Raw genomic sequence first — 25,864 nt, forward strand, 5'->3', positions numbered from 1 at the left:
CTTCGAGGATCAGTGGGTGCGCGCCGGGGCGGCCGACACGATGGGCCGTTCCGGGGCGGGGGGACGCTGACGGGGCTGGTGCACCTGCGCGGCGACGAGCGCGCCCAGCACGATGAGCCCGCCCAGGGCCTGCACGACGGTGAGCCCCTGGCCCAGGACGAGCCAGCCGAGCGTGGTGGCCACCAGGGGGCTGAGCAACCCGAGGAAGGTGACCTGGGTAGGGGACAGGGCGGCGATGCCACGGAACCACAGGGCGTAGGCCAGGGCCGCTCCGATGATGCCGAGGTAGGCGTAGCCGGCCAGGTTCGCGGCGGTCAACGTGGAGGGCGGGGGCCCTTCGATGATCAGGGCGACGGGCAGCAGGACGAGCCCGCCCGCGACGAGCTGCCAACCCGTGGTGGCCAGCAGCGGCGCGGGCGACCGCCAGCGCTTGGCCAGGACGACCCCGGCCGCCATCACGATCGCGCCGCCGAACGCGGCGGCGACCCCGACACCGTCCAGCCGGGCGTCGGCGCGCAGGACGAGCAGGCTGACGCCGACCACCCCGGCCAGGCCGGCGAGCGTGGTCCGCAGGGACAGCCGCTCGCCGAGCAGGGCGACGGCGAACCCGGCGGCCACCAGGGGTTGGATCGCGCCGACGGTGGCCGCGACCCCGCCGGGCAGCCGGTAGGCGGCCACGAAGAGCAGGGCGAGGAACGCGCCGATGTTGAGGGTGCCGAGCACGAGCGCGCGCCACCACCAGTCGCCCCGCGGCAGGCGGCGGGTGAGGGCGACGAGCAGGAGCCCGGCGGGCAGTGCGCGCAGCAGGGCGGCCAGCAGCGGGCGGTCCGGCGGCAGCAGTTCGGTGGTGACGATGTACGTGGTCCCCCACAGGGAGGGCGCCAGCGCGGTGACCAGCACGATCCCGAAGCGTTTGTTTAGCACTAAATCAAAGTAGCTCACCGCTAAAGTATTCGGCGATCAAGGTGAGGTAACTCACCACTAAGACATCGACTAGGCTGAGCGGGTGGCAGATCACGTCGATCGCGTGCTCGAACAGTGGGCGACCCACCGTCCCGACCTGGACGCCTCACCCATGGCGGTGATCGGCCGGCTGTCCAGGCTCGCCCGACTCGTCGACGCCGAGCTGGGCCGCACGTTCGCCGAGCACGGTCTCGACCGGGCCTCCTTCGACGTGCTCGCCACCCTGCGCCGCAGCGGCCCCCCGTTCCGTCTGACCCCGACGGAGCTGACGCGCTCGTCCATGGTCACCTCGGGCGCCATCACCCAGCGGCTCGACCGCCTGGAGAGCCGGGGCCTGGTCGGCCGCACCCCGAGCGCGTCGGACGGGCGCGGGGTGCTCGTCGCCCTCACCGACGACGGCCGCGCGCTCATCGATCGGGTGCTGCCCCACCACATCGACACCGAGAACCGGATCCTCGCCGCGCTCACCCGGCCACGGCGCGACCAGCTCGCCGACACGCTCCGCGATCTCCTGGAGTCGCTCGGCGACACGCGCGGGGACGCCTGACCGAGCGGGTCGGCCTCGAGTGGACCCGTCCGGGCCCCGCCGTTTGGACCTGTCGATCGGGCCCACGCGTCGGCAGGCTCGGACCATGGACACCACGCCCTTCACGAGCCCGCACTACGTGCACGGATACTCCGCCGACGAGGCCCGGCGGCTGGGCGACCAGGCGGACACCCTGGCGGCCCTCCTCCACGCGGGCACCGCCTATCCCGCCGGCGGTCGGGTGCTGGAGGCCGGGTGCGGAGTGGGCGCCCAGACGGTGCATCTGCTCGACTCCGGCCCCGGGGTGCACCTGGTCTCGATCGACGTCTCCGGCGACTCGCTCGCACAGGCACGCGCCCGGGTGAACGCCCAACGACCCGACGCCCGCGTGGAGTGGCATCGCGCCGACCTGTTCGCCCTGCCGTTCGAGGACGCGTCCTTCGACCACGTGTTCGTCTGCTTCGTCCTCGAGCACCTCAAGGACCCGGAGGGGGCGCTGGCCGGGCTGCGGCGCGTGCTGCGGCCGGGCGGCACCATCACGGTGATCGAGGGCGACCACGGCTCGGCGTTCTTCCATCCCGAGAGCCCCCACGCGCATGCGGCGATCGGCTGCCAGGTCCGCCTGCAGGCCGCGGCCGGAGGCGACGCGCTGGTCGGGAGGCGGCTGCATCCGCTCCTGGCCGCCGCAGGGTACGACGACATCGTGGTCAGGCCCCGGACGGTCTACGCCGACCGCACCCGCCCCGCCCTGGTCGAGGGCTTCACCCGCAACACCTTCATCGCCATGATCGAGTCCGTCCGGGAGGACGCGCTGGCCGCCGGTCTCCTCACCCGCGCCGAATGGGACCGGGGGATCGCCGACCTGCGCCGTACGGCGACACCCGAGGGGACCTTCCACTACACCTTCTTCAAGGCCCTCGCCGTCGCCCCACGGTGAGACGACTCACTCTCCATGCGAACGACCCGCGCCCGCATCGACGGGTGCGGGGAACGCGTGGCGGCGTGCCAGCGCGACGGTGGCCAGGGCCACGGCCACCAGCGGGAGCGCCGCCCACGGCAGCACCCCCGCGTGCGCGCCCTCCAGGACGAGGCCGCCGGTCAGGGAGCCCGCCGCGATGCCGAGGTTGTAGACGGTGGTCTGCATGGACGTGGCCACGTCGGCGTTGGCGGGGCCCGCCGCGTTGACCAGCGCCGTCTGGATCAGCGTGGGCGCCCCTCCGAAGGCGACGCCCCACAGGGCCACCGCGATCGGCAGGGCCGCCGAGACGCCCCCGAACAGACCCAGGACGAGCATCGCCGCGGCGACCGCGATCAGCGCGCACAGCAGGGTCGACCGCAGGCGGCGATCGATGAGGACGCCCACCAGCCAGACGCCCCCGACCGTGGCGACACCGAAGATCAGCAGGATCAGGCCCGTCCTGCCGAACCCCGAACGTTCCGCGAACGGAGCCACGTAGGTGTACATCGTCTGGTGCCCCAGCAGCAGGAACAGGGTGACCACCAGCACGGAGGGGATGCCGGGCGGCGTGGCGACCCGGCGCAGCGGGACGCGTTCACCGGCCGGCTCCCCGGGAAGGCCGGGAACGCTCCAGCGCACCCAGGCCACCAGGGCCACGCCCCCACCCGCCAAGGCGGCGAACACGGCACGCCAGCCGAACGCCCCGGCCAGCGCGGTGCCGGCGGGGACGCCCAGCGACAGCGCCACGGTGATGCCCGCCAGCACGATGGCGATGGCCCGGCCGCGACGTTCGGCGGGCACCATGCGCGCGGCGTACCCGACGAGCATCGCCCACATCAGTCCCCCCATCGCCCCCGCCGCCAGCCGCGACACCAGCGTCAACGCGTAGAACGAGGACAGGGCGGTGACCGCGTTGCAGACCGCGAAGCCGAGGAGCGCCCCGATCAGCACGGGGCGGCGGGGAAGCCCGCGCAACGCCGCCGTGAGCGGGATCGCCGCCAGGAACGAGGCGGCCGCGTAAGCCGTCACCAGGAACCCCACACGCCCCTGCGACACGTGCAGGGCCCGGCTCATCTCCGGCAGGAGCCCGGCCGGGAGCAGTTCCGTCATCACCGCCGTGAACGCCGCGGTGGACAGCGCGAGCAGCCCCGCCAGGGACGATCTCGGCAGGTCGGGGCCGCAGGGGGCGTCGGTCGTCAGGGTCGCCGTACCGGTCATGCGACCATGGTGGAACCTTCACATCAGTGTCAGGGCAAGTGCGGGCGCCCGGCCCGAGGAGCACGATGAAGATCGGTGAACTGTCCCGGCGCACCGGCGTCCCCACCAGGATGCTGCGCTACTACGAGCAGCAGGGCCTGCTGGACCCCGGGCGGGCCGACAACGGATACCGCGTCTACGACGAACGGGCGGTCGACCGGGTCCGGCAGATCCGCGGGCTCCTCGACTCGGGCCTCACCACGGAGATCATCCGCAGGATCCTGCCGTTCCTCGACCGGCCCGACCAGATCCATCCGCACCCCGAGTGCCTCACCCCGGAGACCGCCGCGCTGCTGTACGAGGAGGCCGACCGGATCCAGGCGCGCATCGACTGCCTGGCGCGCAACCGCGACGCCCTCCACGCCTATCTGGCCGCCGTCCGGTCGCCCGCCCGTCCCGGGCCGACCGCACGGGTCGAGGGCGACGGACCCGTGACCTAGAGTGACGGCATGAGTGATCCGGAGACAGAGCGGCTGATCGGGACGGCGACCCGGATGTTCGCCGAGCTCGGATTCGACGGGACGTCCACGCGGCTGATCGCCGATGCCGCCGGGGTCGACATGCCCACCCTGTTGGCGCGCGTCGGGACCAAGCCCCAGCTCTACCGGGCCGTGATGCACCGCGCCGACGAGGCCGAGCGGGAGGCGCTCCGGTCCGCGGTGGCCGTGTACACGCCGAGCCGGCAGGGCATCATCGAGCTGGCGGACGCCTATCTCGACTTCCACGCGAGCCATCCCCACGTGATGGCGCTGTGGCTGCATCGGTGGATGGGCGACGCCGCCGACGTGCCCGGTCTGGAGGACCTCTACACCCGGCCGCTGTCGACCCTGGTGGCCGAGACCGTGCGCGATCAGGTGCCCGACGACGTCGACCCCGACTACCTGGTGTGGACCGTGGTGTGGTGCGTCTTCGGCTTCCTCAGCGGCGGCATCCTGTACAGCGACCCGGAGCGCACCGCCTTCCGCCGATCCCGCGGAGAGGGCCTCGGGCCGGGAGAGCCGACGGCGCTGGCCGACTTCCGCCGTCACCTGCACACCTTGGTCGACCGTCTGTTCACCCCCGTGGACCGCGAGCGGGACTGACCGCCCCGCCCGCGCCCGGGGTCAGGAGGCCGCGCGGTGGCCGGCGGCGCGGGCGGCGGGGGAGACCGCCAGGTAGTCCAGCGCCTTCTGGGTCGAGCACTCCTCGGACGGATGGAAGTCGCGCCTGAGGTAGGTGCGGGCGGCGGCGATCATGAACCTGTTGCTGGGGAAGATGCCCCGCCGGACCGCGCGCCGGTAGTCGCGGATCCGCGGCCGGACACCGTGCAGCGTCGGGTCCTTGGCGCACAGGAAGGCCGCGCCGACGTAGACCGCCAGCGGCAGCGCGATCACGCCGACGAAGAAGGCCACGAACCGCCGCCAGTACGCGCCCGAGGTGTGCATGTAGACGTCGAAGGCGACCGAGCGGTGCTCGACCTCCTCGGCGCCGTGCCAGCGGAGCAGGTCCATCATGGTCGGGTCCGCGCCGGCCTCGTCCAGCGCCTCCGCGTCCAGGATCCACTGGCCCAGCACGGCGGTGTAGTGCTCGATCCCGGCGATGATCCCGATCCGCAGGTTGAGCCAGCGCCCGCGCGACAGGAACGGCAGCGGCGGCCGGTCCCCGAGGAGCGTCTTGAAGAGCCACTCGATCCTGCGGGTGAGGGGCCGCGGGTCCAGTCCCCGGGCGAGCATCTGCCGGTCCAGCACGCCCTGGTGGGAGTAGGCGTGCACGGCCTCCTGGCCCATGAACCCCTTGATCTCTCGGCGGAGCCGCTCCTCGCTCTCGTCGATCAGCGGCAGCGCCTGCTTGTAGACGTGGACGAACCAGCGTTCCCCGGCCGGGAGCAGCAGGTGCAGCGTGTTGATGAAGTGGGTGGCGACCGGCTCGCCGGGGATCCAGTGCAGCGGGGTGTCCGACCAGTCGAACTTCACCCGGCGCGGGACGATCGTCGGGTGCCGCTCGTCGAGCCGTGCCGTGTCGGGGGATTCGGTCATGTGCGTCTCCGGTTCGCTTCACCGCCGGGGAGGACGGTCACCGTCGCCTGTGCGAGGGCGGCCGACTCGGCATCGCCCTCGATATGGTCCACCAGCTCCGCGACGGCCGTCGCCACGACGTCCGCCCGAGCGCTGATCGAGCCCCAGTGCCCGGCCCGCAGCTCCCGTCGCCACAGCCGCCCGGTGTAGCGCGCCAGGTCCTTGGACTGCTCGGGCGAGACGAACAGGTCCCTGGTCGGCGCGATCACCTGAACGGGCACGTCGGTGCGGGCCGTCCGCCCGGGGCGCAGGAGGCGCAGGCCGTTGGCCTTGTACAGCTTCATCCCGTGGACGGCGTCCCGGCGGAACGTCGGGGCGGGACGCCGTTCGACGCGCTCCACCCGTTCGATGATCGCCGGGAACAGCCGGACGCCGCCCAGCGTCCAGACCAGCCGGCCGACGCCGGGGATCGCGCCGCCGAGCAGGTACCAGGAGCGGGCGAACTGGCCGAGGAGCTGCCGCAGGTTCCGCGGTGTGGGCCGGCGCAGGCGGTCGCGGACCCACTGGCCGAAGTGCTCGATGCACGGCCCCGAGATGGAGGTGAACGAGGCGATGCGTCCGGTGAGCGCGCCCCCGGTGACCGCCCCCCAGCCCTGCACCGACCCCCAGTCGTGCCCGACCAGGTGCACCGGACGGTCCGGGGAGACCGCGTCGGCCACCGCGAGCAGGTCGGCGCTCAGGTTCTCCATGACGTACGCCTTGGTGGGTCGCGGGCGGGTCGAGTCGCCCGCGCCCCGCACGTCGTACGTCACCACGTGGTACGCGTCGGCCAGCAGCCGGGCCACCGGCTCCCAGATGGCCTGGGTGTCGGGGTAGCCGTGGACGAGCACCACCGTCGGTCGCCCGGCGCGTCCGTACTCGCGGACGGCGAGGTCGACGCCGTCGGCCTCGACGGTGCGCTTGCGGTGGTCGCCCTCACTCATGGTCGGCCGCCCTCTCCGCGGCCTTCTCCGCGGCGGCCCACCGGCGGACGTGGGGCAGGTCGTCGTCGAGCCAGTGGGCGTCGTCCTCCGTGACGACCAGCAGCTCCTCGAACTTGGCGCCCACGTCGCGGAACCCCAGGTGCGGCTCCACCGCCCAGAGCCCCGGGGTCGGCGCGTGCCGCGAGCGCCGGCCGCCGTTCCACAGCGGGGAACGACCCTCCAGCCGCTCCTTGACCAGGTCGCGTCCGATGGTCTGCAGGGTGCGCAGGCCGAAGGCCCCGCCGAGGACGACGTTGCGGGGCAGTCGGCTGTCGATCCGGCCCACCTGGTGGCCGATGACCCTGCCGGGGTACTTGCGGTGCCGGTTCTCGTAGCCGTCCCTGGCGATCCGGCGGTCGACCTCGGCGTAGATGTCGGCGAAGGTCCGCCGGCTGCGCACCAGGTCGACGATCAGCGTGCGGTACGCCGCGAGGTCGCCGACCAGCTTCTCCCACGGGGGGTTCTCGCCCAGGCATCCGGAGTAGCCGATGTCGGCCGTGTAGCCGTCGACGATCGGGGCGGCGTCCAGGACGTAGGGCATGCCCTCCTCCAGCCTCCGCCCCGTGGGCAGGAACTGGTGGGGGAGTCGGATGCCGCGAAAGGCGGTACGGTCGCCGAACCACGCGAAGGGCACGTGGAACCAGTCGTCGACCCCGTTCCGGACGAGCCACCGGCGCATCCGCCGGGCCGCCTCCCGCTCGGTCACGCCCGGTTCGAGGCCGGCCGCGACCTCCTCGGCGCACCGGTACGCCAGGGCCTGGACGCGGCGGTGCCGTTCGAGATCGACGTCCACGACTCACGCTCCGCGCCCTCGGGCGGACCCCGCCGCCTCAATTGGATGGAATGTCCAATATCGTGGTGGGATGGGCGAATGTCAAGCCTCGACCCGGCCGGGGGGTCGGGCGGGCGGCGGCCGCCGGTCGTGGTCACCGTCCTTAGTGCAGGTATTACGCCGTGTCAACACCGCACTTTCGCCGGAGATCCGCTCACCGCCGTCCCGGAGAAGGGCGGGGAGCACGTTTCCACGCCACGCCGCACAACGCCCATCAGGCGATGAAGGGCAGTTCAGCCCCACTCGCACCTTGATCACATCAAGCGCGCAGAGCCATGTGACGCATCGCCTTCTCGTCCGCATCAGGACAACGTCCTGACTTTCACCACTCGAATGCATATAAAGAGAGCCGACGAGAAACGTCGACGGGAAACGGAGCCCCGTGCTTCGCTGCCTCGAGGCCGCTACCAGCGAACCTCGACTCGGCTGTCCGAATATCCTCGGACACCGTGCAGAATCACCGGCGCGTGACCAAAACTCGCGTCGTGGCCCCGGTTTCCCACCACCCCCCGGAGGCGGCCTTCAATGGCCGTAAAGGAAAGGCGAAACTGCGTGAACACCCTCCTCGACGGCGCCGTGCGGCGCTGGCGGAAGATCGCCGTGATCAGCGGCGCGGCGATCTCGCTGAGTGCGGCGCTCGGAGTCCCCGCGGCCGGCGCGACGACGGCGGCCACCAAGGCCGCCCCCGTGGTCTCGACCGCGGCCGCGGGCCCCAGCACCCCGGTGTCCCGATCCGCCGACGGCAAGGTCCTGCGCGGCGTCACCCCGAAGTCCGGCGGTGCCACCTCGGGTGCCGCGGAGGGCACTAGGGGCACCGGCAAGGTCTCCAACGGCCAGGGCGCCAGCTTCACGCGCAAGTTCCCCAAGAACGTCAAGATGCTGGGCGGTGACGTCAACGCCGAAACGGTCATCGGCGCCGACGGCCGGACGCAGGTCACGGCCACCACGACCTATCCCCACCGGGTCAACGGCAAGCTGACCTTCACCGCCCCCAACGGGCTCACCTACGGGTGCACCGCCTGGCTGTACGACAACGACACCGTCGCGACCGCCGGGCACTGCATCTACTTCCACGACAACGCCAACAACGTCCACGGCTGGAACAGCAACTTCGTGTTCTGGCCGGGCCGCAACGGCGCCTCGGCCCCGTACGGCTCGTGCGGCTGGACCAACGCCTACAGCGTCAACGGCTGGACCGCGAGCCAGAACCCGGAGTACGACTACGGCGCCATCAAGCTGAACTGCACCATCGGCAACAGCACCGGCTGGTTCGGCCTGCGCTGGCAGACCGCGACCTACGACGGCACCGTGGCCAACATCACCGGCTACCCGGGTGACAAGCCCGCCAACACCATGTGGCAGATGGACGGGGCGATCGCGTCCTCCGGCGTCCGCCAGCTCTTCTACTCCATCGACACCTTCGGCGGCCAGAGCGGCTCGGCCGTGCGCATCAGCGGCTGCGGCGCCTACTGCGGCATCGCCATCCACGCCTACGGCCTGTACGGCGGGTCCCCCTACAACCGCGGCACCCGGATCACCGAGGCCGCCTTCAACAACCTCAACGCCTGGAAAGTCTGAGCATCCTTCTCGGGCCGACCTTGAGGGCGCCGCGAACGTGACAGTTCCGGCAAAGTAAAACAACTCAGGGCCTTCTGGTGGATTCCATCCATCAGAAGGCCCTGGGCGTATCATCGACCTCCATGCGACGACCCTGGCGATTTCTCGCCCTCGTGACACCGGCGGTGATCCTCTTGACGGGTGGACCGGGCGCGGCGGGCGTCCCGACCGGACCGGACGCGCCCCGCTCGAATTCCGGCCCGCCGGATTCCGCTCCGCCGAATGCGGAAATGCGGATGGGGGCGATCTCGGGATTGATCCTGACCCCTTCCGGAAGGCCCGCGGCCGACTGTTCCGTGGTCCCCGAGGCGATCTCGCACCCCCGCCCGCCGATCCCGGAGATGATGCTCGTCACCGGTCCGGACGGCCGCTACCGTTGGCCGCTGCCACCCGGGACGTACCGGCTCACCGCCCGCTGCGTCGACCCCGCCTCGGGCGGGCGGCAGATCACCGGCACCGTCACCGACCTGGTCGTCGGCCCCGGCGACGAGGTCACCGCCGACATCGCGCTCGACTGACCTCGACCGATCTCGACCGATCCGGCGACGAACGTCCCCACCGCTCAGGCGGCCTCGGTCGCGGCCGCGCCGGGCCCCGGCACGGCGGTCCGCCGGTGGAAGCGGCGCAACAGCAGCAACGCCGTCGCCGCGAGGCCCGTGAGCAGACCCAGCCAGATCCCGGTCGTCTCCAGAGCGGCGGCATGGGCCAGCAGCCAGGCGGCGGGCAGACCGATCGCCCAGTAGCCGACGAGGGTGACGCGGAAGCCGCCCCCGGCGTCGTCCAGCCCGCGCAGCAGCCCCACCCCGATGTTCTGCGCACAGTCGAAGAACTGCAGCACGGCCGCCACCAGCAGCAGTGAGACGGCGATCGAGGGCACGTCCCCCTCGAAGAACGGGCTCAGCACCGGTTCGGGAAACGCCGCGTACCCGATGCCGACCACGGCCATGACGGCGAGCGCGCAGGCCAGCGCCGCGCGCGCGACCCGGCGGGCGGCGCCGCGGTCGCCGAGGGCCAACTCACGGCTCACCCCGATCGAGGCGGCGTGCGAGAGCCCGACGGCGATCTGGAACACGATGTAGACCAACTGGTTGACGGCGGTGTGCGCGGCCAGCGCGGTGGTGCCGAACGCGCCGACCATCAGCGCGACCACCGAGAAGAACCCCGCCTCGGACCCGTAGGTGGCCGCGATCGGGACGCCCGCCCCGGTCAGCCGGCGCAACGTGGCGCGGTCGGCACGCCAGACGCGCAGGTCCAGCAGCGGCGCGAGGGCCTCGTCGCGGCGGGCCGAGACGTACAGCGCCGCGAACGACAGCAGGTACACCAGCGACGTCGCCACCCCGATGCCGGGCGCGCCGAGCTCCGGCAGCCCCCACGCGCCGTGGATCAGCGCCCAGTTCAGGCCCGCGTTCACCGCGATGGACGCCAGGGTGATCCGCAGCAGCGCCCGGGGGCGGCGCATGCCGACGGTGAACTGCCGGATCGCCTGGAACCACAGGCAGGGGACCAGACCCGGGGCCAGCGCCGTCAGCATCGTGCGGGCGGCGTCGACCACCTCGGGGTCCTGGCCGAGCCATCCGAGGGCCCGTCCGATCCCGATCATGACCAGCGCGCCCGCGACACCCGCCAGGGTGGACAGCGCCATGGCCCCGCGCACCAGGTCACGGATGTCCGCGCCGTCGCCGTCGCCCCGCTCCGCGCGGGCGTCGGCCGCCGCCACCTGGTTGCCCACGGCGGTGACGAGCCCGACGCCCATCGTCCGGCACTGGTTGAAGACCACCAGCGCCAGCCCGCCCGCGGCCAGTTCCTCGGTGCCGAGCAGGCCGAGCATCACCGTGTCGGTGGTCGTGAGCGCGACCTGCGCGAGCTGCGTGAGGGCCAGGGGAACGGCGAGGGCGGCCAGAGCGCGGCCGTCGCGCAGCCAGAGGGTCGGGCTCATCGGTGTCGGGTCCCGGTGTGGAGCGTTGCAGAACAGGGCGACCCTAGCCGTCGCCGGGGACGGACGGGGCGACGGGGGTCACCGCCCCCCACGTCGGTCGAACCGGATGATCTGTGAGATATTGCCCGCTTAGGACAGGCAAACCTAAACAATCGCGACGGTACTTGCGAGGCGGACAGTGGATCTGACGAGGCGACGGTTCTTGTGGGCGGGCGGCGGCGTCGGGGCGGCGGCGCTGCTGGCGGCGTGCTCCGAGGGCGGCACGTCCGCGTCGTCCGGCGCGGACTCCGGCCCTCCCCGCAAGGGCGGCACGTTGCGGATCGGCGCGCTCGGGCGGTCCGGCGCGGTCATCCGCGACCCGCACGGCACCCAGTCCAACGAGAGCGACTACCTCATCATCAGCCTGCTGTTCGACACGCTGACCGCGCCCGGCCGGGGGACCAACACCGCCGCCCGGCTGGCGTCGGCGTGGAAGGCGTCCGACGACCTCAAGACCTGGCGGTTCACGATCGCCGAGGGCGCGACGTTCCACGACGGCAGCCCGGTGACCGCCGACGACGTGGTGTGGTCGCTGCGCCGGCTGCGGGACACGCCCGCCGGGGCCTCCCGACTGCCCGGCATCCGGTCCGAGAACATCACCGCCGACGGCGCCGGCACCGTCGTGCTGGTCTCCGACTACGCCAACGCCGAGCTGCCGCTGCTCACCCGACTGACCACCTTCGTCATGAAGAAGGACACCAAGGACTCCGAGCTGGACAGGGCCCCGGGCACCGGCCCGTTCAAGCTCGACCGGTTCCGCGACGGCAACGCCCGCCTGGTCCGCAACGACCGGTGGCACGGGGGCGCGGTGCTGCTCGACGCGATCGAGGTCACCCTGTTCCAGACCCCGCAGGCGATGGCGAACGCGCTGCTCGGCGGGCAGATCGACGTGGCCTCCAACGTGGGACCGGTCGCCGCGCGCATCGCGGCCGCCCGCCGCGACATCCAGGTGATCCGGCGGCCCGACGACATGGCCATGCCCATCGTCATGCGGACCGCCGACGGCCCGTTCGCCGACGCCCGGGTGCGGGAGGCGCTGCGGCTGGCCGTGGACCGCGACGCGATGGTCGAGCAGGTGCTCAGCGGCTACGGCACCGTCGGCAACGACGTCCTGGGCACCGGCGACCCCGCCTACGTCGGCGCCGGCATCGCCCAGCGCCGCCGCGACCTCGTCAAGGCGCGTCAGCTCCTCCGGCAGGCGGCCTTCGACACCTCCAAGACCTACGAGCTGTACACGACGGAGGACATCGCGGGCCTGGCGGAGTCCGCGACGCTGTTCGCCACGCAGGTCCGGGAGGCGGGTGTCGACATCAAGGTGGTCAAGCAGGAGTCGGCGGCCTTCTGGGACAAGACCTGGCTCAAGGGCGACCTCTACACCTCCTACTGGGGCACCAACGACTCGGTGGTGTTCTTCGCCAGCAAGACGATGGTCTCCGACTCCGGGCAGAACGAGAGCGGCTGGAAGGACCCCGCCTTCGACACCGCCTACCGCAAGGCGATCGGCGCCGCCGACGCGGGCGAGCGCAAGGCCGCGCTGCGCGAGATCCAGCGGATCCAGCACGAGCGGTCCGGCTACATCCTGTGGGGGATGGCCGACGGGATCGACCTGGCCGGCCCCAAGGTCCGCGGCCTGCCGAGGCTGCCGGGGTACGGCCGGGTGCAGCTCGAGCGGGCATGGCTGGCCTCCTGAGGCGCCCCGACCCGAACCGCCGGGCGTGGCGCGTGGTGCTCGCCGTCGTCCGACGGGCCGTGCTGCTCGCCGTGCTCCTGGCGGTGGTCTTCGCCGCGGTGGAACTGCTGCCCGGCGACGCGGCCACGGCCACCTCCGAACGCGGTGAGGGCGAGGCGGCGCTGGCCGAGCGGCGGCACCTCCTCGGCCTGGACCGGCCGCTGTTCACGAGGTTCTGGGAATGGATGGCCGGGCTGCCCACCGGTGACCTCGGAACCTCGGCCCGGGGGGTGCCGGTCGCCGAGCTGCTGGGCGGGCCGTTCCCGAACACGCTGCTGCTGGGCGGCCTGGCCCTGGCGGTGACGGCGGCCGTGTCGCCGGCCCTGGGCTGCTGGGCGTCGCTGCGGCCGGGCGGGGCGGTGGACCGGACGGTGCGCGGTTCGGCGACCGCGGTGCTGGCCCTTCCGGAGTTCGTCGTCGCGGTCGGTCTGCTGCTGGTGCTGTCGTCGTGGACGGGCTGGTTCCCGGCGGTGACCCTCACGGGCCCGGACGGCGGCGTCGCCGACCCGTCGATGCTGGTGCTGCCCGTCCTCGCGCTGGCGATCCCGCAGATCGGCTGGAACACCCGCATCGCGCGGGCGGCCCTCGCGGACGAGTCGAGGGCCCCGCACATCGAGACCGCCGTCCTGGACGGTCTGCCCCGGCGTCGGATCCTGCTCCACCATCTGCTGCCGGGGGCGGTCCCGGCGATCGCGATCGGCGTCGCGACCTCGACGGGCATGCTGTTCGGGGGCGCGGTCGTCGTCGAGACGGTCTTCAACTATCCGGGGATCGGCGGCGTGCTCACCGGAGCGGTGACCGACCGGGACGCGCCGCTGGTCGCGGGTGTCGTCGCGCTGACGGGGGCGGTCATCACCGGCGTCCTGCTGGTGGCCGACCTGTTGCGCGTCCGCTTCACGGGAGGACGGGCATGAGTTCGCGGATCGGTCTGCTGCTGCGCCTGGCGCCGGCGGCGCTGCTGATCGCCGCCGCCGTGGCCGGGCCGTGGCTGACCCCGCATCCCCTCGACGCGCCGGTCACCGCGCCGTACGGCCCGCCCGGGGGCGACGCGCCGCTCGGCGGCGACCAGCTCGGTCGGGACGTGCTGAGCCGGCTGCTGGCCGGGGGTCGGGAGCTGATCGCGATGGCCCTGTTCATCGCGGTGCTGGTCACCGGGATCTCCGCGGTGCTCGGAGCGGTCGGGGCGCTGCGCCCGAGGGTGGGCCGCGTGGTGGAGCGCGCCGCCGACGTGCTCATCCTGCTCCCGGCGGTGCTCGGCATCCTGCTCATCACCCTGTCGTGGCCGGACGGGGGCCGGTTCGCCGTGATCGGCGTCGCGGTCGTCCTGGGCGTCCCGTACGCGGTGCGGTTCGTGGCGGGGGCGGCGGCGCCCGTCGCGGCGTCCGGGTACGTCGAGGCCGCCACGGCCGGGGGCGAGAGGCTCGGGCATCTGGTGCTGTACGAGGTCCTGCCGAATCTGCGCGCCACGGTGCTGGCGCTGTTCGGGCTGCGTTTCGTGGCCGCCGTCTACCTGGTCGCCACCGCCGGGTTCCTGCAGGTGGGGCCGCAGCCGCCGGCGGCGGACTGGGCGCTGATGATACGGGAGAACACGGCGGGGGTCCTGCTCAACCCGTGGGGGGTGCTGGCCCCCGGCATCGCCATCGGTCTGCTCGCCGTCAGCGTCAACCTCGCCGCGGAGGCGCTCGCCCCGCGGACCGGCCCCAGGGCGGTGCTTCCGCTGTGAACGACGTCGTCGTCCGCGTCCGGGGCCTGACCGTCGCCGCCGCCGACGGCCGTCTGCTGCTCGACGGGGGCGACCTGGAGGGAAGACGCGGCCGGGTCACCGCCCTGACGGGGCCCTCGGGCGTGGGCAAGACGACGCTGCTGCGCGCCCTCGCGGGCCTGCTGCCCGCGGGCACCGTCCGCAGAGCGGGCGAGGTCCACGTCCTCGGCCGCGACGTTCTCGCCCTTGCCGACCGTGAGCTGCGGGACCTGCGCCGCCATCGCCTCGGCTACGTCGGTCAGGATCCGGGGTCGGGCCTGAACCCCCGGATGCGGGTCCGCGGCCTCCTGCGCGAGGTCGCCGCGCGCCGTGACGCCGACGTCGTCGCCCGGCTGCTCGCCGAGGTGCGGCTGCCGTCGGGCGAGGGTGTGGAGCGTCGCAGGCCGGGCGGCCTGTCCGGAGGCCAGCAGCGACGGGTCGCGCTCGCGCGGGCGCTGGCCCGCGACCCGGAGGTGCTGCTGCTCGACGAGCCCACCGCGGGCCTGGATCCGGCGTTGCGCGACGACATCGCCGGCCTGCTGCGCGACCTGGCAGACCGACGCGGCCTCGCGGTGATCCTGACCTGCCACGACCGCCGTCTGGTGGACCGGATCGCGGACGACGTCGTCCGGCTCGGGCCCGCGGGCCCCGGCCGCGCGACCGTCCGCACCCGTACGACCGCCCCGACACCGGCCGCGCCCGACGCGGGGCCCCTGCTGGCCGTGCGCGGCCTGACGGCGGCGATGGGGCGTCGCGACGTGCTGCACGGCGTCGACTTCACGGTCGCGCCCGGCGGCTCCACCGGGCTCATCGGCGTCTCCGGATGCGGCAAGACCACGCTGGTGCGCTGCGCGGTCGGCCTGCACCCGCGGTCCGGCGGCACCGTGGAGCTCGACGGCGCGACGCTCGGCCCGTCCGTCCACGACCGCGACCGCGAGCAGCGCCGACGCCTGCAACTCGTTCCGCAGGACCCGCTCGGGGCGCTCAATCCCGCCCGCACGGTGGGGGCCGCGATCGGCAGGCCGCTGCGCCTGCACGGCCGGGCGGCCGGGGCCGAGATCCCCGATCGGGTCGCCGAGCTGCTCGGCCGGGTCGGGCTCTCGGCGGACCTGGCCGCTCGTCGCCCGGGCGAGCTGTCCGGGGGGCAGCGGCAGCGGGTGTCCATCGCGCGGGCCCTCGCCGCCGATCCGGACGTGCTGATCTGCGACGAGGTGACCTCGGCGCTCGACGAGGACACCGCGGAGACGGTGATGGACCTGCTCGTGGGACTGCGCGAGCGCCGGGGCCTGGCCCTGGTCCTGATCAGCCACGACCTGCGGCTGGTCGCCCGGCGGACCGACACCGTCGTGGCCCTGGCGGACGGGCGCGTCGTCGACGCGGGCCGCACCGAGGACGTCGTGGCCCGCCGGAGGCGCTGAACGCGGTGGCCGCCGGGCCTACGCCTTGACTACGCTTGACGCGCTGACTGTAATGATCCCTGTGTCGCGCGTCGCCACCGTGTGGGGGCGGCGGGCGGCATCGATCACCGGGGGGCGATGCGCGCGGCCATCACGCACGTGGGCGGCACCTGATCCGATCGCGCCCGCGTGTCGACCCCCGCCCCGGCGGTGCGCCCGCACCGCCGCCTTCGCGAGCCGCTCCTCGCGCAGCCCCTTCCGGACTCCCACCGGATGCCTCGCACTCCCATGTTCGCCGGCATCTCCACCATCGTGGCCCGGGACCGCCCTCGCCGCCCGTACCCCCCGCACACCCCCGATCCGGAGACCAGGGAGAACATGTCCATCAACGTCGATCAGCAGGTCATCGAGGAGTTCCGCGCCAACCGAGGACGGGTGGGCGGCCCCTACGAGGGCCGCCGGCTGCTCCTGCTCACCACGACCGGCACCGGGGCCGGCGGACCCCGCACCACCCCGATCGTCTATCTGCCCGACGGCGAGCGGATGCTGGTCCTCGCGTCCGCCGAGGGCGCGTCCTCGCATCCGGCCTGGTTCCGGGACCTCCTCGCCCGCCCCCGCGTCACGGTGGAGGCCGGCCCCCTCACGCTCGACGCGGTGGCCGTCGTGCTGGAGGGCGAGGAGCGCGACCGCCTCTTCGCCCGGGTCGCCCAGGTCGAACCCCTCTGGGCGGAGCAGCAGGCCGGGGCCGCCCGGACGCTCCCGGTGGTGGCGCTCAACCCCCTGGGGGGCGGGCCCCCTCCCGAGCCGATGGGCGATTCCCTCAAGACGGTGCACGGTCTGCTGCGCCGGGAGCTGGCCCTGCTGCGCGAGGAGGTGGCCCGGTCGGGAACGGGCCTGATGGCGCAGTTGCGGGTCAACTGCCTGACCTTCTGCCAGGGGCTGCATCACCATCACGCCCTGGAGGACGCCCGGGTGTTCCCGTTCCTGGACGCGCGGCACCCCGAGCTCGCCGCGGTGCTGGCGCGGTTGCGCGAGGAGCACCGGACCGTGAAGCGGATCCTGGACGAGCTCCAGGCGCTGATCTCGGACGAGGCGACGGACCCGGCGGAGCTGCTGGCCGGAGTGGAACGCCTCACCGCCGACCTCGAGGCGCACCTCGACCATGAGGAGAGGGAGCTCGTCCCGATCCTCAACGCGCTGGCCCCTTAGCGCCGTGACCAGGCGTTCCGCGGCGCCGGGCCGGGCCGCGGAACGCGGTGCGGGTCGGGGCCCGCCGCGACCCATGGGGTACTTTGTCATGACATCCGGTCAAGAGGATGTTTGGACAAGATATGATCACGAAGCTTTTGGAACGTGCCATTTTGGGGGGTTTCTTGCATACGATCGGCTCGTCCACGACTGCCTCGCCGGGGAGGCGCGCATGACGGCGACCCTGGGCGGACACCCGCCCGCCCACCGCACGACCGCACCGACCGCGGACGGCCCGCAGGGCCGCCCGCCCGAGCCCGTACTCGACGACCCCTGCGCCGAGCGCCGGTACGCCGGCGAGCGGCTGCCCCGGGAGTCGGGCGGGCCCGACCTGGACGTCTTCCTGACCGGCCAGGTCTTCATGGACATGATCTTCACCGGGCTGCCCGGCCTGCCGCCCCCCGGGACGGAGCTGTTCACCGACGGTCTCGGCTCCGCCCCCGGCGGGGTCGCCAACATCGCGGTGGCGATGAGCCGGCTCGGGCTGCGGGTGGGCCTGGCGGCCCCGTTCGGCGACGACATGTTCGGCGCCTACCTGTGGCGGACGCTGCACGAGCAGGAGGGCGTGGACCTGAGCCGCTCCCGGCGGGTGCCGGGCTGGCCGACGCCGGTGACGGTCTCGCTGGCCTACGACTCCGACCGCAGCATGGTCACCTACGCCCGGCCGGCCGTCCTGCCGACCGGCGACCTGGCGGAGTTCCCGCCCCGGACCAAGACCTGTTTCGTCGACCTCGACGGCCCCGTCCCCGACTGGGCGATCGCGATGCGGCGTCAGGGCGCCCTGGTCTTCGCCGACCTCGGCTGGGACGCCACCGAGACCTGGTCGAGCGAGGTCCTGGACCGGCTGGAGCACGTCGACGTGTTCCTGCCGAACGCGGTCGAGGCGATGGCCTACACCCGGACCCGCACGCCCGAGGCGGCGGCCCGCGCCCTGTCGGAGCGGCTGCCGGTGGTGGTGGTCAAGCGCGGCGGCAACGGCGCCATCGCCATCGACTCGCGGACCGGGGAGAGCGCGGAGACCGAGGCGCTGCCGGTCGAGGTGCTGGACGCGACCGGGGCCGGCGACGTCTTCGCCGCCGGCTTCGTGTTCGGCACCCTCGCCGACCTGCCGCTGGTGGAGCGGCTCAGGTTCGCCAACCTGTGCGCGGGCCTGTCGGTGCGGCACCGCAGCGGCTCCCTCGGCGCGCCCTGCTGGGGCGAGATCGCCGCGTTCGGCGAATCGGGGGAGGTCCCCGACGAGGTGCTGGCCGATTACGAGTTCGTCGTTGACTACATTCCGGAGGCGGCCGACGACTCGGTCGTCCGTGCCGAGCCGACCCTACGAGCGGAGTAGAGACCTCATGAGCGTGAACGCGCGCATCGCGGTGATCGGGGCGGGCAGCGGATACATGCCCGGCGTGATCCGCGGACTGCTGCACCGTGCCGACGACCTGGCCGGGGCGGACCTGGCCTTCTACGACCTCGACGCCGGGCACCTCGACGTGATGACCCGCCTGGCGCGCAACATGTTCGCCGCGCGGGGGGCGGACTTCACCGTCACCGCCCACACCGACCTCACGGCGGCCCTCGACGGCGCCGACTTCGTGTTCACCACGTTCCGGCCCGGCGGGCTGGCGGGCCGGCACCTGGACGAGTCGATCCCCCTGAAGTACGGGGTGGTGGGGCAGGAGACCGTGGGGCCCGGCGGGTTCCTGATGGCCTGCCGGTCGGTCCCGGTGCTGCTGAACATCGCCCGGGTGCTGGAGAAGGTCGCGCCGAAGGCGTGGATCCTCAACTACACCAACCCCACCAACGTGGTGACCGACGCGGTGCTCCGCAACACCGACGCCAGGGTCATCAGCCTGTGCGACCAGTGGGTGGGCGACACCGAGACGTGGGCCGACCTGCTGGGCCTCCCGCAGGCGGGTCTGGAGATCGACTGGATCGGCACCAACCACGGCACCTGGGCCGAGCGGGTCCGCCTCGACGGCGAGGACGTCGACATCGCTCCGCTGCTGGAGCGGCTGGAGCCGCACGGCGCCGCAACCCCGCACCGCGACCCGTCCCGGATGGCGGAGCTGGGCAGGGCCCTGGGCCTGCTGGTCAACTCGTACTCCAAGTACTACTTCTTCCACGACGAGGTGGTCCGGGAGCTGACGGCCAAGGGCACCACGCGGGCGCAGGACATCCTGGCGATGCTGCCCGCGTACTACGAGCAGGTCGCCGGTCAGGCGGACGAGAAGGACCCCGACCCCAGCGGCGAGCGGGGCGGCGGCGAGCACGGCGAGTTCGCCGTCGACGTCATCTGCGCCATCGCGCGCGACGAGCAGCGGCGCTTCATCGTCAACACGCCCAACCGCGGCTCGATCTCCTCCCTGGAGGACGACGCGATCGTCGAGGTGCCCGCCATCATCGGCCGTCAGGGCGCGGTCCCGCTGGTCATGGGAGAGCTGCCGCGGCAGGTCCGCGGGCTGACGCAGTCCATCCACGAGTACGAGCGCCTGGCCGCCGACGCCGCCGTCACCGGTGACCGCCGGCTGGCCCTGCGGGCGCTGATGGCCCACCCGTTCGTCCGCGGCAAGCGGACCGCCGAGAAGATCCTCGAGGAGGGACTGGCCGCCCACCGCGGCGACCTGCCGCAGTTCAACTGATCGTTCGAAGGAGCCGTATGCCATGTTGAAACAGGGTTTGAAGCCGCTCAGGCACGGGGCCGTGCTCTCGATGGCCGCCCTGGCCGTCCTCGCCGCCGCCTGCACCCCCGGCTCGGACGGGGACAAGCCCGCCGCCAAGGCGCCCAGCTCGGTCAACACCGACATCGCCAAGGCGGGCGACGTGACCCTCACCGTCTGGGACCAGGAGGTCCGCGGGGGGCAGAACGAGCAGATGGAGAGGCTCAACAAGGCGTTCCAGGACAAGTATCCGAACGTCAAGATCAAGCGCGTCTCCCGCTCGTTCAACGACCTGCAGAAGACCCTGCGGCTGGCGCTGTCGGGCGACAGCCCGCCGGACGTGGTGGAGGCCAACCAGGGCCACGGCGCCATGGCGCAGTTCGTCAAGGCCGGGATGCTGCTGCCGCTGGACAACTACGACCAGGTCTACGGCTGGAAGAAGCGGTACCCCAAGGGTCTGACCGACCTCAACTCCGTCAGCCCGGACGGCAAGAAGATCGGCACCGGCGGCCTCTACGGCGTCTCCATCAACGGCGAGATCGTCGGGATCTACTACAACAAGGACAAGCTGTCCGGGCTCGGCGTCCAGCCGCCGAAGACGTGGGCGGACTTCGAGCGGGCGCTGGCCACCGCCAAGGGCAAGGGCGAGACCCCGATCGCCTTCGGCAACCTGGACAAGTTCCCCGCCATCCACAACTTCGGCGTGATCCAGGACCAGCTCGCCCCCAAGGACGCGGTCCGCCGGCTCGTCTACGGACAGGGCGGCTCCTGGACCGACGGCCCCAACGTGCAGGCGGCCCAGAAGCTGTCCGACTGGGTCAAGGCGGGCTACTTCACCAAGGACGCCAACGGCGTGAAGTACGACGACTCCCCGGTCAACTTCTCCAAGGGCGAGGGCGTGTTCCTGATCGGCGGCACGTGGTTCGCCGCCGACCTGTACAAGTCGATGGGCGACAAGGTCGGGTTCATGCTGCCGCCGCCGGCCCAGGCGGGCGGGCAGCCGACCACGATGGGCGGCGAGAGCCTGCCCTGGTCGATCACCGCCAAGTCCAAGCACCCGGACGTGGCCGCCGCCTACATCAACTTCATCTCCTCGCCCGAGGCGATGGACGTCTCCGTCGAGACCGGCAACCTGCCCGCGCTGGCGGCGCCGACGAAGAAGCCGCAGGGCCCGGTGTTCACCGACATCTTCGGCGCCTGGGACGTCTTGAGCCGCAACGACGGCATCACCCCCTACCTGGACTACGCGACGCCGGACTTCGCCGACGCGCTCGGCGGGCCCCTCCAGGAGCTGATCGCCGGGAGGACGTCGCCGCGGCAGGCGATGGACAAGGCCCAGCAGAACTACGCGACCTTCCTCAGGAAGTAGCCGGATCATCGTTCGCAATCCGCCCGAGGCCGCACGGAGGGACCGTGCGGCCACGGGCCGGGCGTCACAAGGGGGTGGCCTCGGATGACACTCGCCGCGCGGCCCAAGGCCGCCACGACGGCGGAACGGCGCGAGCGCGCGCGCGGGCGCGGCGGCAGGGGCGCCGGGCGTCCGCCGGGCGAGCCCCGCCGGATCGGCTGGCTGTACGCGCTGCCCGCGCTGCTGGTGTACGCGGCGTTCCTGATCTGGCCGCTGCTGCACGGCGCGTACTTCTCGCTGTTCGAGTGGGACGGGCTCAGCCCGGGGACGTGGACGGGGCTGTCGAACTACTCCAAGGCCCTGTCGGACCCGACGCTGCGCGGGGCGTTCCTGCACGCGCTGGTGCTGGTCGTCTTCTACGCGGTCGTGCCCTGCTGCATCGCGTTCGTGCTGGTCGCCGCGATGTCCCGGTCGAAGATCCGGGGCCTGACGTTCTTTCGCACCGTGCTGTTCCTGCCGCAGGTGGTGGCGATGGTGGCGGTCGCGGTGGCCTGGCAGTGGATCTACTCGCCCGGCGGCCCGATCAACGACGTGCTGCGGTGGCTGCACGGTCTGGGACTGCCGGACTGGTCGCGCGGCTGGCTGGGGGACTTCACCTGGGCGCTGCCGGCGGTGGGGCTGATCGGCACGTGGGTGCAGATCGGTCTGGCGATGGTGCTGTTCATGGCCGGGGTGCAGAAGATCCCCCGGGAGCTGTACGAGGCCGCCCGCATCGACGGGGCCGGGCCGGTCCGGGAGTTCCTCGCGGTCACGCTGCCGGGGCTGCGCCGGGAGCTGGCGGTGGCGCTGACGCTGACGACCATCGCGGCGATGCGCAACTTCGACCTCATCTACCTGGCCACCAGTGGGGGGCCCGGCGACGCCACCAAGGTCCCGGCGTACGAGGTCTACAACCGCACGTTCAACACCGGTGAGGTCGGGCTGGCCAGCGCCATCGGCATCATCATCGCGGTCCTGATCTTCACCTTCACGGTGCTGATCGGCCGCTTCGTGGAGGGCAGGGACCGATGATCGGCTCGCGCCGGGAGGCGTTCGTCAACTACACGGTGCTGGTGGTCTTCTCGGCGATCGCGGTGCTCCCGATGATCGGGGTGGTCTTCCAGGCACTGGAGGGCACCGAGCTGAACGTCTCCAACTTCACCGACGCGTGGGAGCAGGGCCACTTCGCCGACTACCTGCGCAACAGCGTCATCGTCACGGTCGCCGTGGTGCTGACCGCGACCCTCCTGTCGATCATGGCCGGGTACGCGCTGGGCACCATGGAGTTCCGCGGCGCCGGGGCCGTGTTCCTGCTGTTCCTGGCCGGGCTGACGATCCCCACCGAGGCGGTGGTGGTGCCGCTGTACTTCGACCTGCGGTCGCTGGGGCTCGACAACACGCTGATCGGGCTGATCCTGCCGCAGATCGCCCAGTCGGTGGCGTTCGGCACGTTCTGGATGCGGGCGTACTTCCGCAGCGTCCCCCGGGCGCTGCCGGAGGCGGCCCGGATCGACGGCGCGTCGAGCTGGACGACGCTGTGGCGGGTGCTGGTGCCCGGCGGTCGCCCGGCGATCCTCACCATGGTGGTGCTGATCTCCATGTGGACCTGGAACGAGTTCCTGCTGCCGCTGGTGATCATCAACTCCGACGAGGGGCTGCGCACCGCACCGCTCGGACTGTCGTTCTTCCAGGGCACGCACCAGACCGCGTACCCGCTGCTCATGGCCGGCGCGCTGATCATCGCGGCGCCGATCGTGATCGTTTATGTCTTCCTGCAACGGCACTTCATCGCAGGGATGCTCTCGGGGGCCATCAAGGAGTAGGGATCACCGAACAGGAGAGTTCATGCGAAGATTCGCGCTGAACGCCGCACTGTCCGTCGTGCTGGCGGGCTCGGTCGTCACCGTGACCGGCCCACCGGCCCTGGCGCAGGCGCCGGCGTCCTCCGAGAAGGGGCGGCTCGACGTCCTCTTCATCGGGGCGCATCCCGACGACGAGGCGAGCGGTCTCTCGACGTACGGGCAGTGGAACGAACACCGCGGGGCGAGGACCGGCGTCCTCACCGTGACCCGCGGCGAGGGCGGCGGCAACGCCGTCGGGACCGAGGAGGGTCCCGCGCTGGGGCTCCTTCGGGAGAACGAGGAACGACGCGCGGTGGGCAAGGCGGGTGTCACCGACATCCACTACCTGGACGACGTCGACTTCTACTACACCGTCAGCGCCCCGCTGACGGCCGGGGTCTGGGAGCACCGCGAGGCGCTCTCCAAGGTCGTGCGGGTGATCCGGGAGACCCGCCCGAAGGTCATCGTGACCATGCAGCCCGCGCCGACGCCCGGACAGCACGGCCACCACCAGGAGGCGGCGCGACTGGCGACCGAGGCGTACTTCCTGGCCGGCGACCGCACCGCGTTCCCCGACCAGGTCAGGCGCGAACGGCTCACGCCGTGGGCGCCGGGCCGGCTGTTCAACACCGGCGGGGGATCGGCCCCGACGGGCGAGCGCTGCGAGACGGGCGTCGCCCCGACGATCGCCGGGGACACCGTCTACGGCGTGTGGGGCGGCCGTCCCTCGGCCCGCAACGGCGGCAGGACGTGGGCGCAGGTCGAACGCGACGCCCAGCGCACGTACGTGAGCCAGGGCTGGGGCGGCTTCCCCGACGTGCCCGCCGACCCGGGGCTGCTGGGCTGCGACGTGTTCACCCAGATCCACAGCAGGGTGCCGTACGGCCTGGCGTCCAAGGGCCCGACGGCGATGCTCGAGGGGGCGGTGCTGCCGGCCCCGGGCGGGCTGCCGCTGGGCACCGGGTTCCATCTGACGACCGGGTCGTTCGGGGTCTCCCCGGGGCGTCCGTTCACCGTCACCGCGCACGCCGACGCGCCCCGGGCGCTTCCCGGCGCGCGGGTGAGGCTCACCGCGCCCGCGAATTGGAACGTTACAGGTTCGGGTGCGCTGGGCTCCGTCGGCACCCAGGGGAGGACCGCGACGTTCACCGTGACGCCGCCCGCGGACGCCTCCTACGGGAGGGTCCCGCTGACGGCCACGCTGACCTCGGGGCGGGCCTTCGGCCAGACGGCCGCCACCGTCGAGGTCGGCGCCGCGGTCACCGGCGTGCAGGAGCCGCTGCCGCGCATCGACAACTTCGACGCGTGGGCGGGCCGCACCGGCGTGCCCGCGCTGACCGGACGCGTCAAGCGGGTCCTGACCCTGGGCTCCGGCGATTCCCGTCGGGTCCGCGTCGACCTCGCCAACCGCACCGACGCCGCGCAGTCCGGCACCGTCACGCTGGACCTGCCCGACGGGTTCTCCGCCACCGCGTCGTCCAGGCCGTACGAGCTGGCGGCGGGCGCCAAGGGGTCGGTCACCTTCGACGTCGAGAACACCGACGCCACGCTGCCCACCTCCAACCAGGGCGGCGCCGGAGGCGACCACGACTACACGATCACCACGACCAACGCCACCGGGCCGCCCGACGTGCAGAAGGCGGCCCTCGAACTCGTCCCGGTGACCGAGGCGACCCGGGCCGCCGACGGCCCGCGGGTGGACGGCAGGGAGGGCGCCGGCGAGTACACCGGCGCCACGCTGGACCTGTCGAGGGTCTGGGAGGGCTCGGCCTGCGAGTCCGCCGCCGACTGCTCGGCCACCGGCCGCCTCACCTGGACCGCCGACGCGCTGTACCTGCTGGTCAAGGTCACCGACGACCGGCCCGGCACGGTCCTGGGCGCCGACGACTGCAAGCGGCACTGGCGCACCGACGCGGTGGAGATCGCCATCGACCCGCGCGGCGACTCCGAGAACACCTCCACCACGTTCAAGACGGGGATCTTCCCGAGGATGGGCGACGGCCGGCCGTGCTTCCAGCGCGACGCCGACCACCACCAGGGTCCGGGAGGGGAGACCGCGCCGGGCATGCAGGTCGCCTCGGTCGTCGACGAGCCGTACACCGGCTACACCGTCGAGGCCAAGATCCCGTTCACGGCGCTGCCCGCGGCCGTCGACCCGGCGCGGATGGGCCTGAACGTGTTCGTCTACGACTCCGACACCCAGGACAAGGTCGGCCAGACCCGGATCGGCTGGTCGACGTGGGGCGGCGTGCAGGGCGACCCGTACCGCTGGGGCCTGGTGACCCTGCCGGGCCACGTCCCGCCGTCGGGGATGCCGACCACCGCGCCCCCGGCGGTCATGCCGACGGAGGTGACCCGGTCGGCGAACTCGCCGGAGTCGATCCTGCAGGCGGCGCGCACCGGCGTCCCGCTCGCGGGCGGCCCGGCCGCACCGCCTTCGGCGACCGCCGCGATCGGCGGTAGGCCGACGGTGTCCGGCGGGCGGACCGTGTTCCGGCTGCGGGCCACCGGCCCGGGCACCGCGCACGCCTACGTCTGGGACGGCAGGGTCCTCGGCCGGCGGACGCTGGAAGTCGACCGCGCCGGCACGTACACGGTCACGGTCCCGGGCGGGACCGGCACGCTGACCGTCGCGTTCGTGTCGGACCGGGGCGGCACGGCCTCCTCCGCGGCGCCGCTGCGGTGACCTCGGGTGCGGACCGGCCGGCGCCTCCGGCCGGTCCGCACCG

Annotated in this window: 23 protein-coding genes; 17 read left to right on the forward strand and 6 right to left on the reverse strand. The window is 72.8% G+C overall.

What is annotated here, in order from left to right; translation table 11 throughout:
• Positions 1–9: 9 nt before the first annotated feature.
• Positions 10–924, reverse strand: coding sequence for an EamA family transporter (locus DFJ69_RS31690; RefSeq protein WP_116025963.1), 915 nt, complete (start codon positions 922–924; stop codon positions 10–12).
• Between the two features lie 82 nt (positions 925–1,006).
• Between DFJ69_RS31690 and DFJ69_RS31695 the strand changes: the two genes are divergently transcribed.
• Entirely contained in the window at positions 1,007–1,510 is a 504-nt protein-coding gene (locus tag DFJ69_RS31695) for a MarR family winged helix-turn-helix transcriptional regulator (protein WP_116025964.1), read from the forward strand.
• Between the two features lie 85 nt (positions 1,511–1,595).
• Positions 1,596–2,426, forward strand: coding sequence for a methyltransferase domain-containing protein (locus DFJ69_RS31700; protein ID WP_116025965.1), 831 nt, complete (start codon positions 1,596–1,598; stop codon positions 2,424–2,426).
• 6 nt (positions 2,427–2,432) lie between these two features.
• Here DFJ69_RS31700 and DFJ69_RS31705 read toward each other — a convergent pair whose 3' ends face one another.
• Positions 2,433–3,665 carry an MFS transporter gene (locus tag DFJ69_RS31705; RefSeq protein ID WP_116025966.1) on the reverse strand — a complete coding sequence of 411 codons (1,233 nt, stop codon included), beginning with the start codon at positions 3,663–3,665 and terminating at the stop codon, positions 2,433–2,435.
• 65 nt (positions 3,666–3,730) lie between these two features.
• On the opposite strand from DFJ69_RS31705, the gene DFJ69_RS31710 reads away from it, so the two are divergent.
• Both DFJ69_RS31710 and DFJ69_RS31715 read left to right on the forward strand, forming a co-directional pair.
• Positions 3,731–4,144: a MerR family transcriptional regulator gene (locus DFJ69_RS31710; protein ID WP_116025967.1), complete on the forward strand. Its 414-nt coding sequence runs from the start codon at positions 3,731–3,733 to the stop codon at positions 4,142–4,144.
• A gap of 9 nt (positions 4,145–4,153) precedes the next feature.
• Positions 4,154–4,786 carry a TetR/AcrR family transcriptional regulator gene (locus DFJ69_RS31715; RefSeq protein WP_116025968.1) on the forward strand — a complete coding sequence of 211 codons (633 nt, stop codon included), beginning with the start codon at positions 4,154–4,156 and terminating at the stop codon, positions 4,784–4,786.
• 21 nt (positions 4,787–4,807) lie between these two features.
• Here the strand turns inward: DFJ69_RS31715 and DFJ69_RS31720 are convergent, their stop codons facing one another.
• The 3 genes from DFJ69_RS31720 to DFJ69_RS31730 are packed head-to-tail and all read right to left on the reverse strand — an operon-like array spanning position 4,808 to position 7,513.
• Complete coding sequence (locus DFJ69_RS31720) at positions 4,808–5,719, reverse strand: metal-dependent hydrolase (protein WP_116025969.1); 912 nt, start codon at positions 5,717–5,719, stop codon at positions 4,808–4,810.
• Positions 5,716–6,681, reverse strand: coding sequence for an alpha/beta fold hydrolase (locus DFJ69_RS31725; protein WP_116025970.1), 966 nt, complete (start codon positions 6,679–6,681; stop codon positions 5,716–5,718). Before DFJ69_RS31725 ends, DFJ69_RS31720 begins: the two co-directional genes overlap by 4 nt.
• Positions 6,674–7,513: a M24 family metallopeptidase gene (locus DFJ69_RS31730; protein ID WP_116025971.1), complete on the reverse strand. Its 840-nt coding sequence runs from the start codon at positions 7,511–7,513 to the stop codon at positions 6,674–6,676. Before DFJ69_RS31730 ends, DFJ69_RS31725 begins: the two co-directional genes overlap by 8 nt.
• 591 nt (positions 7,514–8,104) lie before the next feature.
• Between DFJ69_RS31730 and DFJ69_RS31735 the strand changes: the two genes are divergently transcribed.
• Positions 8,105–9,130 carry a trypsin-like serine peptidase gene (locus DFJ69_RS31735; RefSeq protein WP_170177886.1) on the forward strand — a complete coding sequence of 342 codons (1,026 nt, stop codon included), beginning with the start codon at positions 8,105–8,107 and terminating at the stop codon, positions 9,128–9,130.
• Positions 9,131–9,405: 275 nt separating this feature from the next.
• Positions 9,406–9,687: a carboxypeptidase-like regulatory domain-containing protein gene (locus DFJ69_RS34705; RefSeq protein ID WP_170177887.1), complete on the forward strand. Its 282-nt coding sequence runs from the start codon at positions 9,406–9,408 to the stop codon at positions 9,685–9,687.
• 44 nt (positions 9,688–9,731) lie between these two features.
• Here DFJ69_RS34705 and DFJ69_RS31745 read toward each other — a convergent pair whose 3' ends face one another.
• Complete coding sequence (locus tag DFJ69_RS31745; RefSeq protein WP_116025974.1) at positions 9,732–11,105, reverse strand: MATE family efflux transporter; 1,374 nt, start codon at positions 11,103–11,105, stop codon at positions 9,732–9,734.
• Between the two features lie 178 nt (positions 11,106–11,283).
• Between DFJ69_RS31745 and DFJ69_RS31750 the strand changes: the two genes are divergently transcribed.
• From DFJ69_RS31750 to DFJ69_RS31800, 11 genes are all read left to right on the forward strand, one after another.
• On the forward strand, positions 11,284–12,834 hold the full coding sequence (locus DFJ69_RS31750; protein ID WP_116025975.1) for an ABC transporter substrate-binding protein: 1,551 nt from the start codon (positions 11,284–11,286) through the stop codon (positions 12,832–12,834).
• The gene (locus DFJ69_RS31755; protein WP_116025976.1) at positions 12,819–13,787 is read left to right on the forward strand and encodes an ABC transporter permease; all 969 of its coding nucleotides are present in this window, start codon (positions 12,819–12,821) and stop codon (positions 13,785–13,787) included. The genes DFJ69_RS31750 and DFJ69_RS31755 overlap by 16 nt, the downstream gene beginning before the upstream one ends.
• Complete coding sequence (locus tag DFJ69_RS31760) at positions 13,784–14,596, forward strand: ABC transporter permease (protein WP_116025977.1); 813 nt, start codon at positions 13,784–13,786, stop codon at positions 14,594–14,596. Before DFJ69_RS31755 ends, DFJ69_RS31760 begins: the two co-directional genes overlap by 4 nt.
• A complete protein-coding gene (locus DFJ69_RS31765; protein ID WP_211328885.1) occupies positions 14,593–16,032 on the forward strand; it encodes an ABC transporter ATP-binding protein in 1,440 nt (479 codons plus the stop codon). Before DFJ69_RS31760 ends, DFJ69_RS31765 begins: the two co-directional genes overlap by 4 nt.
• 252 nt (positions 16,033–16,284) lie before the next feature.
• Positions 16,285–17,220 carry a nitroreductase/quinone reductase family protein gene (locus DFJ69_RS31770; RefSeq protein WP_281275936.1) on the forward strand — a complete coding sequence of 312 codons (936 nt, stop codon included), beginning with the start codon at positions 16,285–16,287 and terminating at the stop codon, positions 17,218–17,220.
• A gap of 211 nt (positions 17,221–17,431) precedes the next feature.
• Positions 17,432–18,592 (forward strand): carbohydrate kinase family protein, encoded by a 1,161-nt coding sequence (locus tag DFJ69_RS31775; RefSeq protein WP_116025979.1) that lies wholly within the window; start codon positions 17,432–17,434, stop codon positions 18,590–18,592.
• Positions 18,593–18,599: 7 nt separating this feature from the next.
• A complete protein-coding gene (locus DFJ69_RS31780) occupies positions 18,600–19,889 on the forward strand; it encodes a family 4 glycosyl hydrolase (protein ID WP_116025980.1) in 1,290 nt (429 codons plus the stop codon).
• Positions 19,890–19,911: 22 nt separating this feature from the next.
• On the forward strand, positions 19,912–21,276 hold the full coding sequence (locus DFJ69_RS31785) for an extracellular solute-binding protein (RefSeq protein ID WP_116025981.1): 1,365 nt from the start codon (positions 19,912–19,914) through the stop codon (positions 21,274–21,276).
• 84 nt (positions 21,277–21,360) lie between these two features.
• Positions 21,361–22,326: a carbohydrate ABC transporter permease gene (locus DFJ69_RS31790; RefSeq protein WP_116025982.1), complete on the forward strand. Its 966-nt coding sequence runs from the start codon at positions 21,361–21,363 to the stop codon at positions 22,324–22,326.
• Complete coding sequence (locus DFJ69_RS31795; RefSeq protein ID WP_116025983.1) at positions 22,323–23,117, forward strand: carbohydrate ABC transporter permease; 795 nt, start codon at positions 22,323–22,325, stop codon at positions 23,115–23,117. Before DFJ69_RS31790 ends, DFJ69_RS31795 begins: the two co-directional genes overlap by 4 nt.
• 22 nt (positions 23,118–23,139) lie before the next feature.
• On the forward strand, positions 23,140–25,821 hold the full coding sequence (locus DFJ69_RS31800; protein ID WP_170177888.1) for a sugar-binding protein: 2,682 nt from the start codon (positions 23,140–23,142) through the stop codon (positions 25,819–25,821).
• The last annotated feature ends 43 nt before the right edge of the window (positions 25,822–25,864 follow it).

This window comes from Thermomonospora umbrina, from assembly GCF_003386555.1.
Taxonomy (GTDB): Bacteria; Actinomycetota; Actinomycetes; order Streptosporangiales; family Streptosporangiaceae; genus Thermomonospora; species Thermomonospora umbrina.

Coding starts and splice junctions, on each gene's coding strand:
- DFJ69_RS31700 (WP_116025965.1), top strand. CDS start 1,596: ATGGACACCACGCCCTTCACGAGCCCGCACTACGTGCACGGATACTCC.
- DFJ69_RS31705 (WP_116025966.1), bottom strand. CDS start 3,665: ATGACCGGTACGGCGACCCTGACGACCGACGCCCCCTGCGGCCCCGAC.
- DFJ69_RS31710 (WP_116025967.1), top strand. CDS start 3,731: ATGAAGATCGGTGAACTGTCCCGGCGCACCGGCGTCCCCACCAGGATG.
- DFJ69_RS31715 (WP_116025968.1), top strand. CDS start 4,154: ATGAGTGATCCGGAGACAGAGCGGCTGATCGGGACGGCGACCCGGATG.
- DFJ69_RS31720 (WP_116025969.1), bottom strand. CDS start 5,719: ATGACCGAATCCCCCGACACGGCACGGCTCGACGAGCGGCACCCGACG.
- DFJ69_RS31725 (WP_116025970.1), bottom strand. CDS start 6,681: ATGAGTGAGGGCGACCACCGCAAGCGCACCGTCGAGGCCGACGGCGTC.
- DFJ69_RS34705 (WP_170177887.1), top strand. CDS start 9,406: ATGGGGGCGATCTCGGGATTGATCCTGACCCCTTCCGGAAGGCCCGCG.
- DFJ69_RS31745 (WP_116025974.1), bottom strand. CDS start 11,105: ATGAGCCCGACCCTCTGGCTGCGCGACGGCCGCGCTCTGGCCGCCCTC.
- DFJ69_RS31755 (WP_116025976.1), top strand. CDS start 12,819: ATGGCTGGCCTCCTGAGGCGCCCCGACCCGAACCGCCGGGCGTGGCGC.
- DFJ69_RS31760 (WP_116025977.1), top strand. CDS start 13,784: ATGAGTTCGCGGATCGGTCTGCTGCTGCGCCTGGCGCCGGCGGCGCTG.
- DFJ69_RS31770 (WP_281275936.1), top strand. CDS start 16,285: ATGCCTCGCACTCCCATGTTCGCCGGCATCTCCACCATCGTGGCCCGG.
- DFJ69_RS31775 (WP_116025979.1), top strand. CDS start 17,432: ATGACGGCGACCCTGGGCGGACACCCGCCCGCCCACCGCACGACCGCA.
- DFJ69_RS31780 (WP_116025980.1), top strand. CDS start 18,600: ATGAGCGTGAACGCGCGCATCGCGGTGATCGGGGCGGGCAGCGGATAC.
- DFJ69_RS31785 (WP_116025981.1), top strand. CDS start 19,912: ATGTTGAAACAGGGTTTGAAGCCGCTCAGGCACGGGGCCGTGCTCTCG.
- DFJ69_RS31790 (WP_116025982.1), top strand. CDS start 21,361: ATGACACTCGCCGCGCGGCCCAAGGCCGCCACGACGGCGGAACGGCGC.
- DFJ69_RS31795 (WP_116025983.1), top strand. CDS start 22,323: ATGATCGGCTCGCGCCGGGAGGCGTTCGTCAACTACACGGTGCTGGTG.
- DFJ69_RS31800 (WP_170177888.1), top strand. CDS start 23,140: ATGCGAAGATTCGCGCTGAACGCCGCACTGTCCGTCGTGCTGGCGGGC.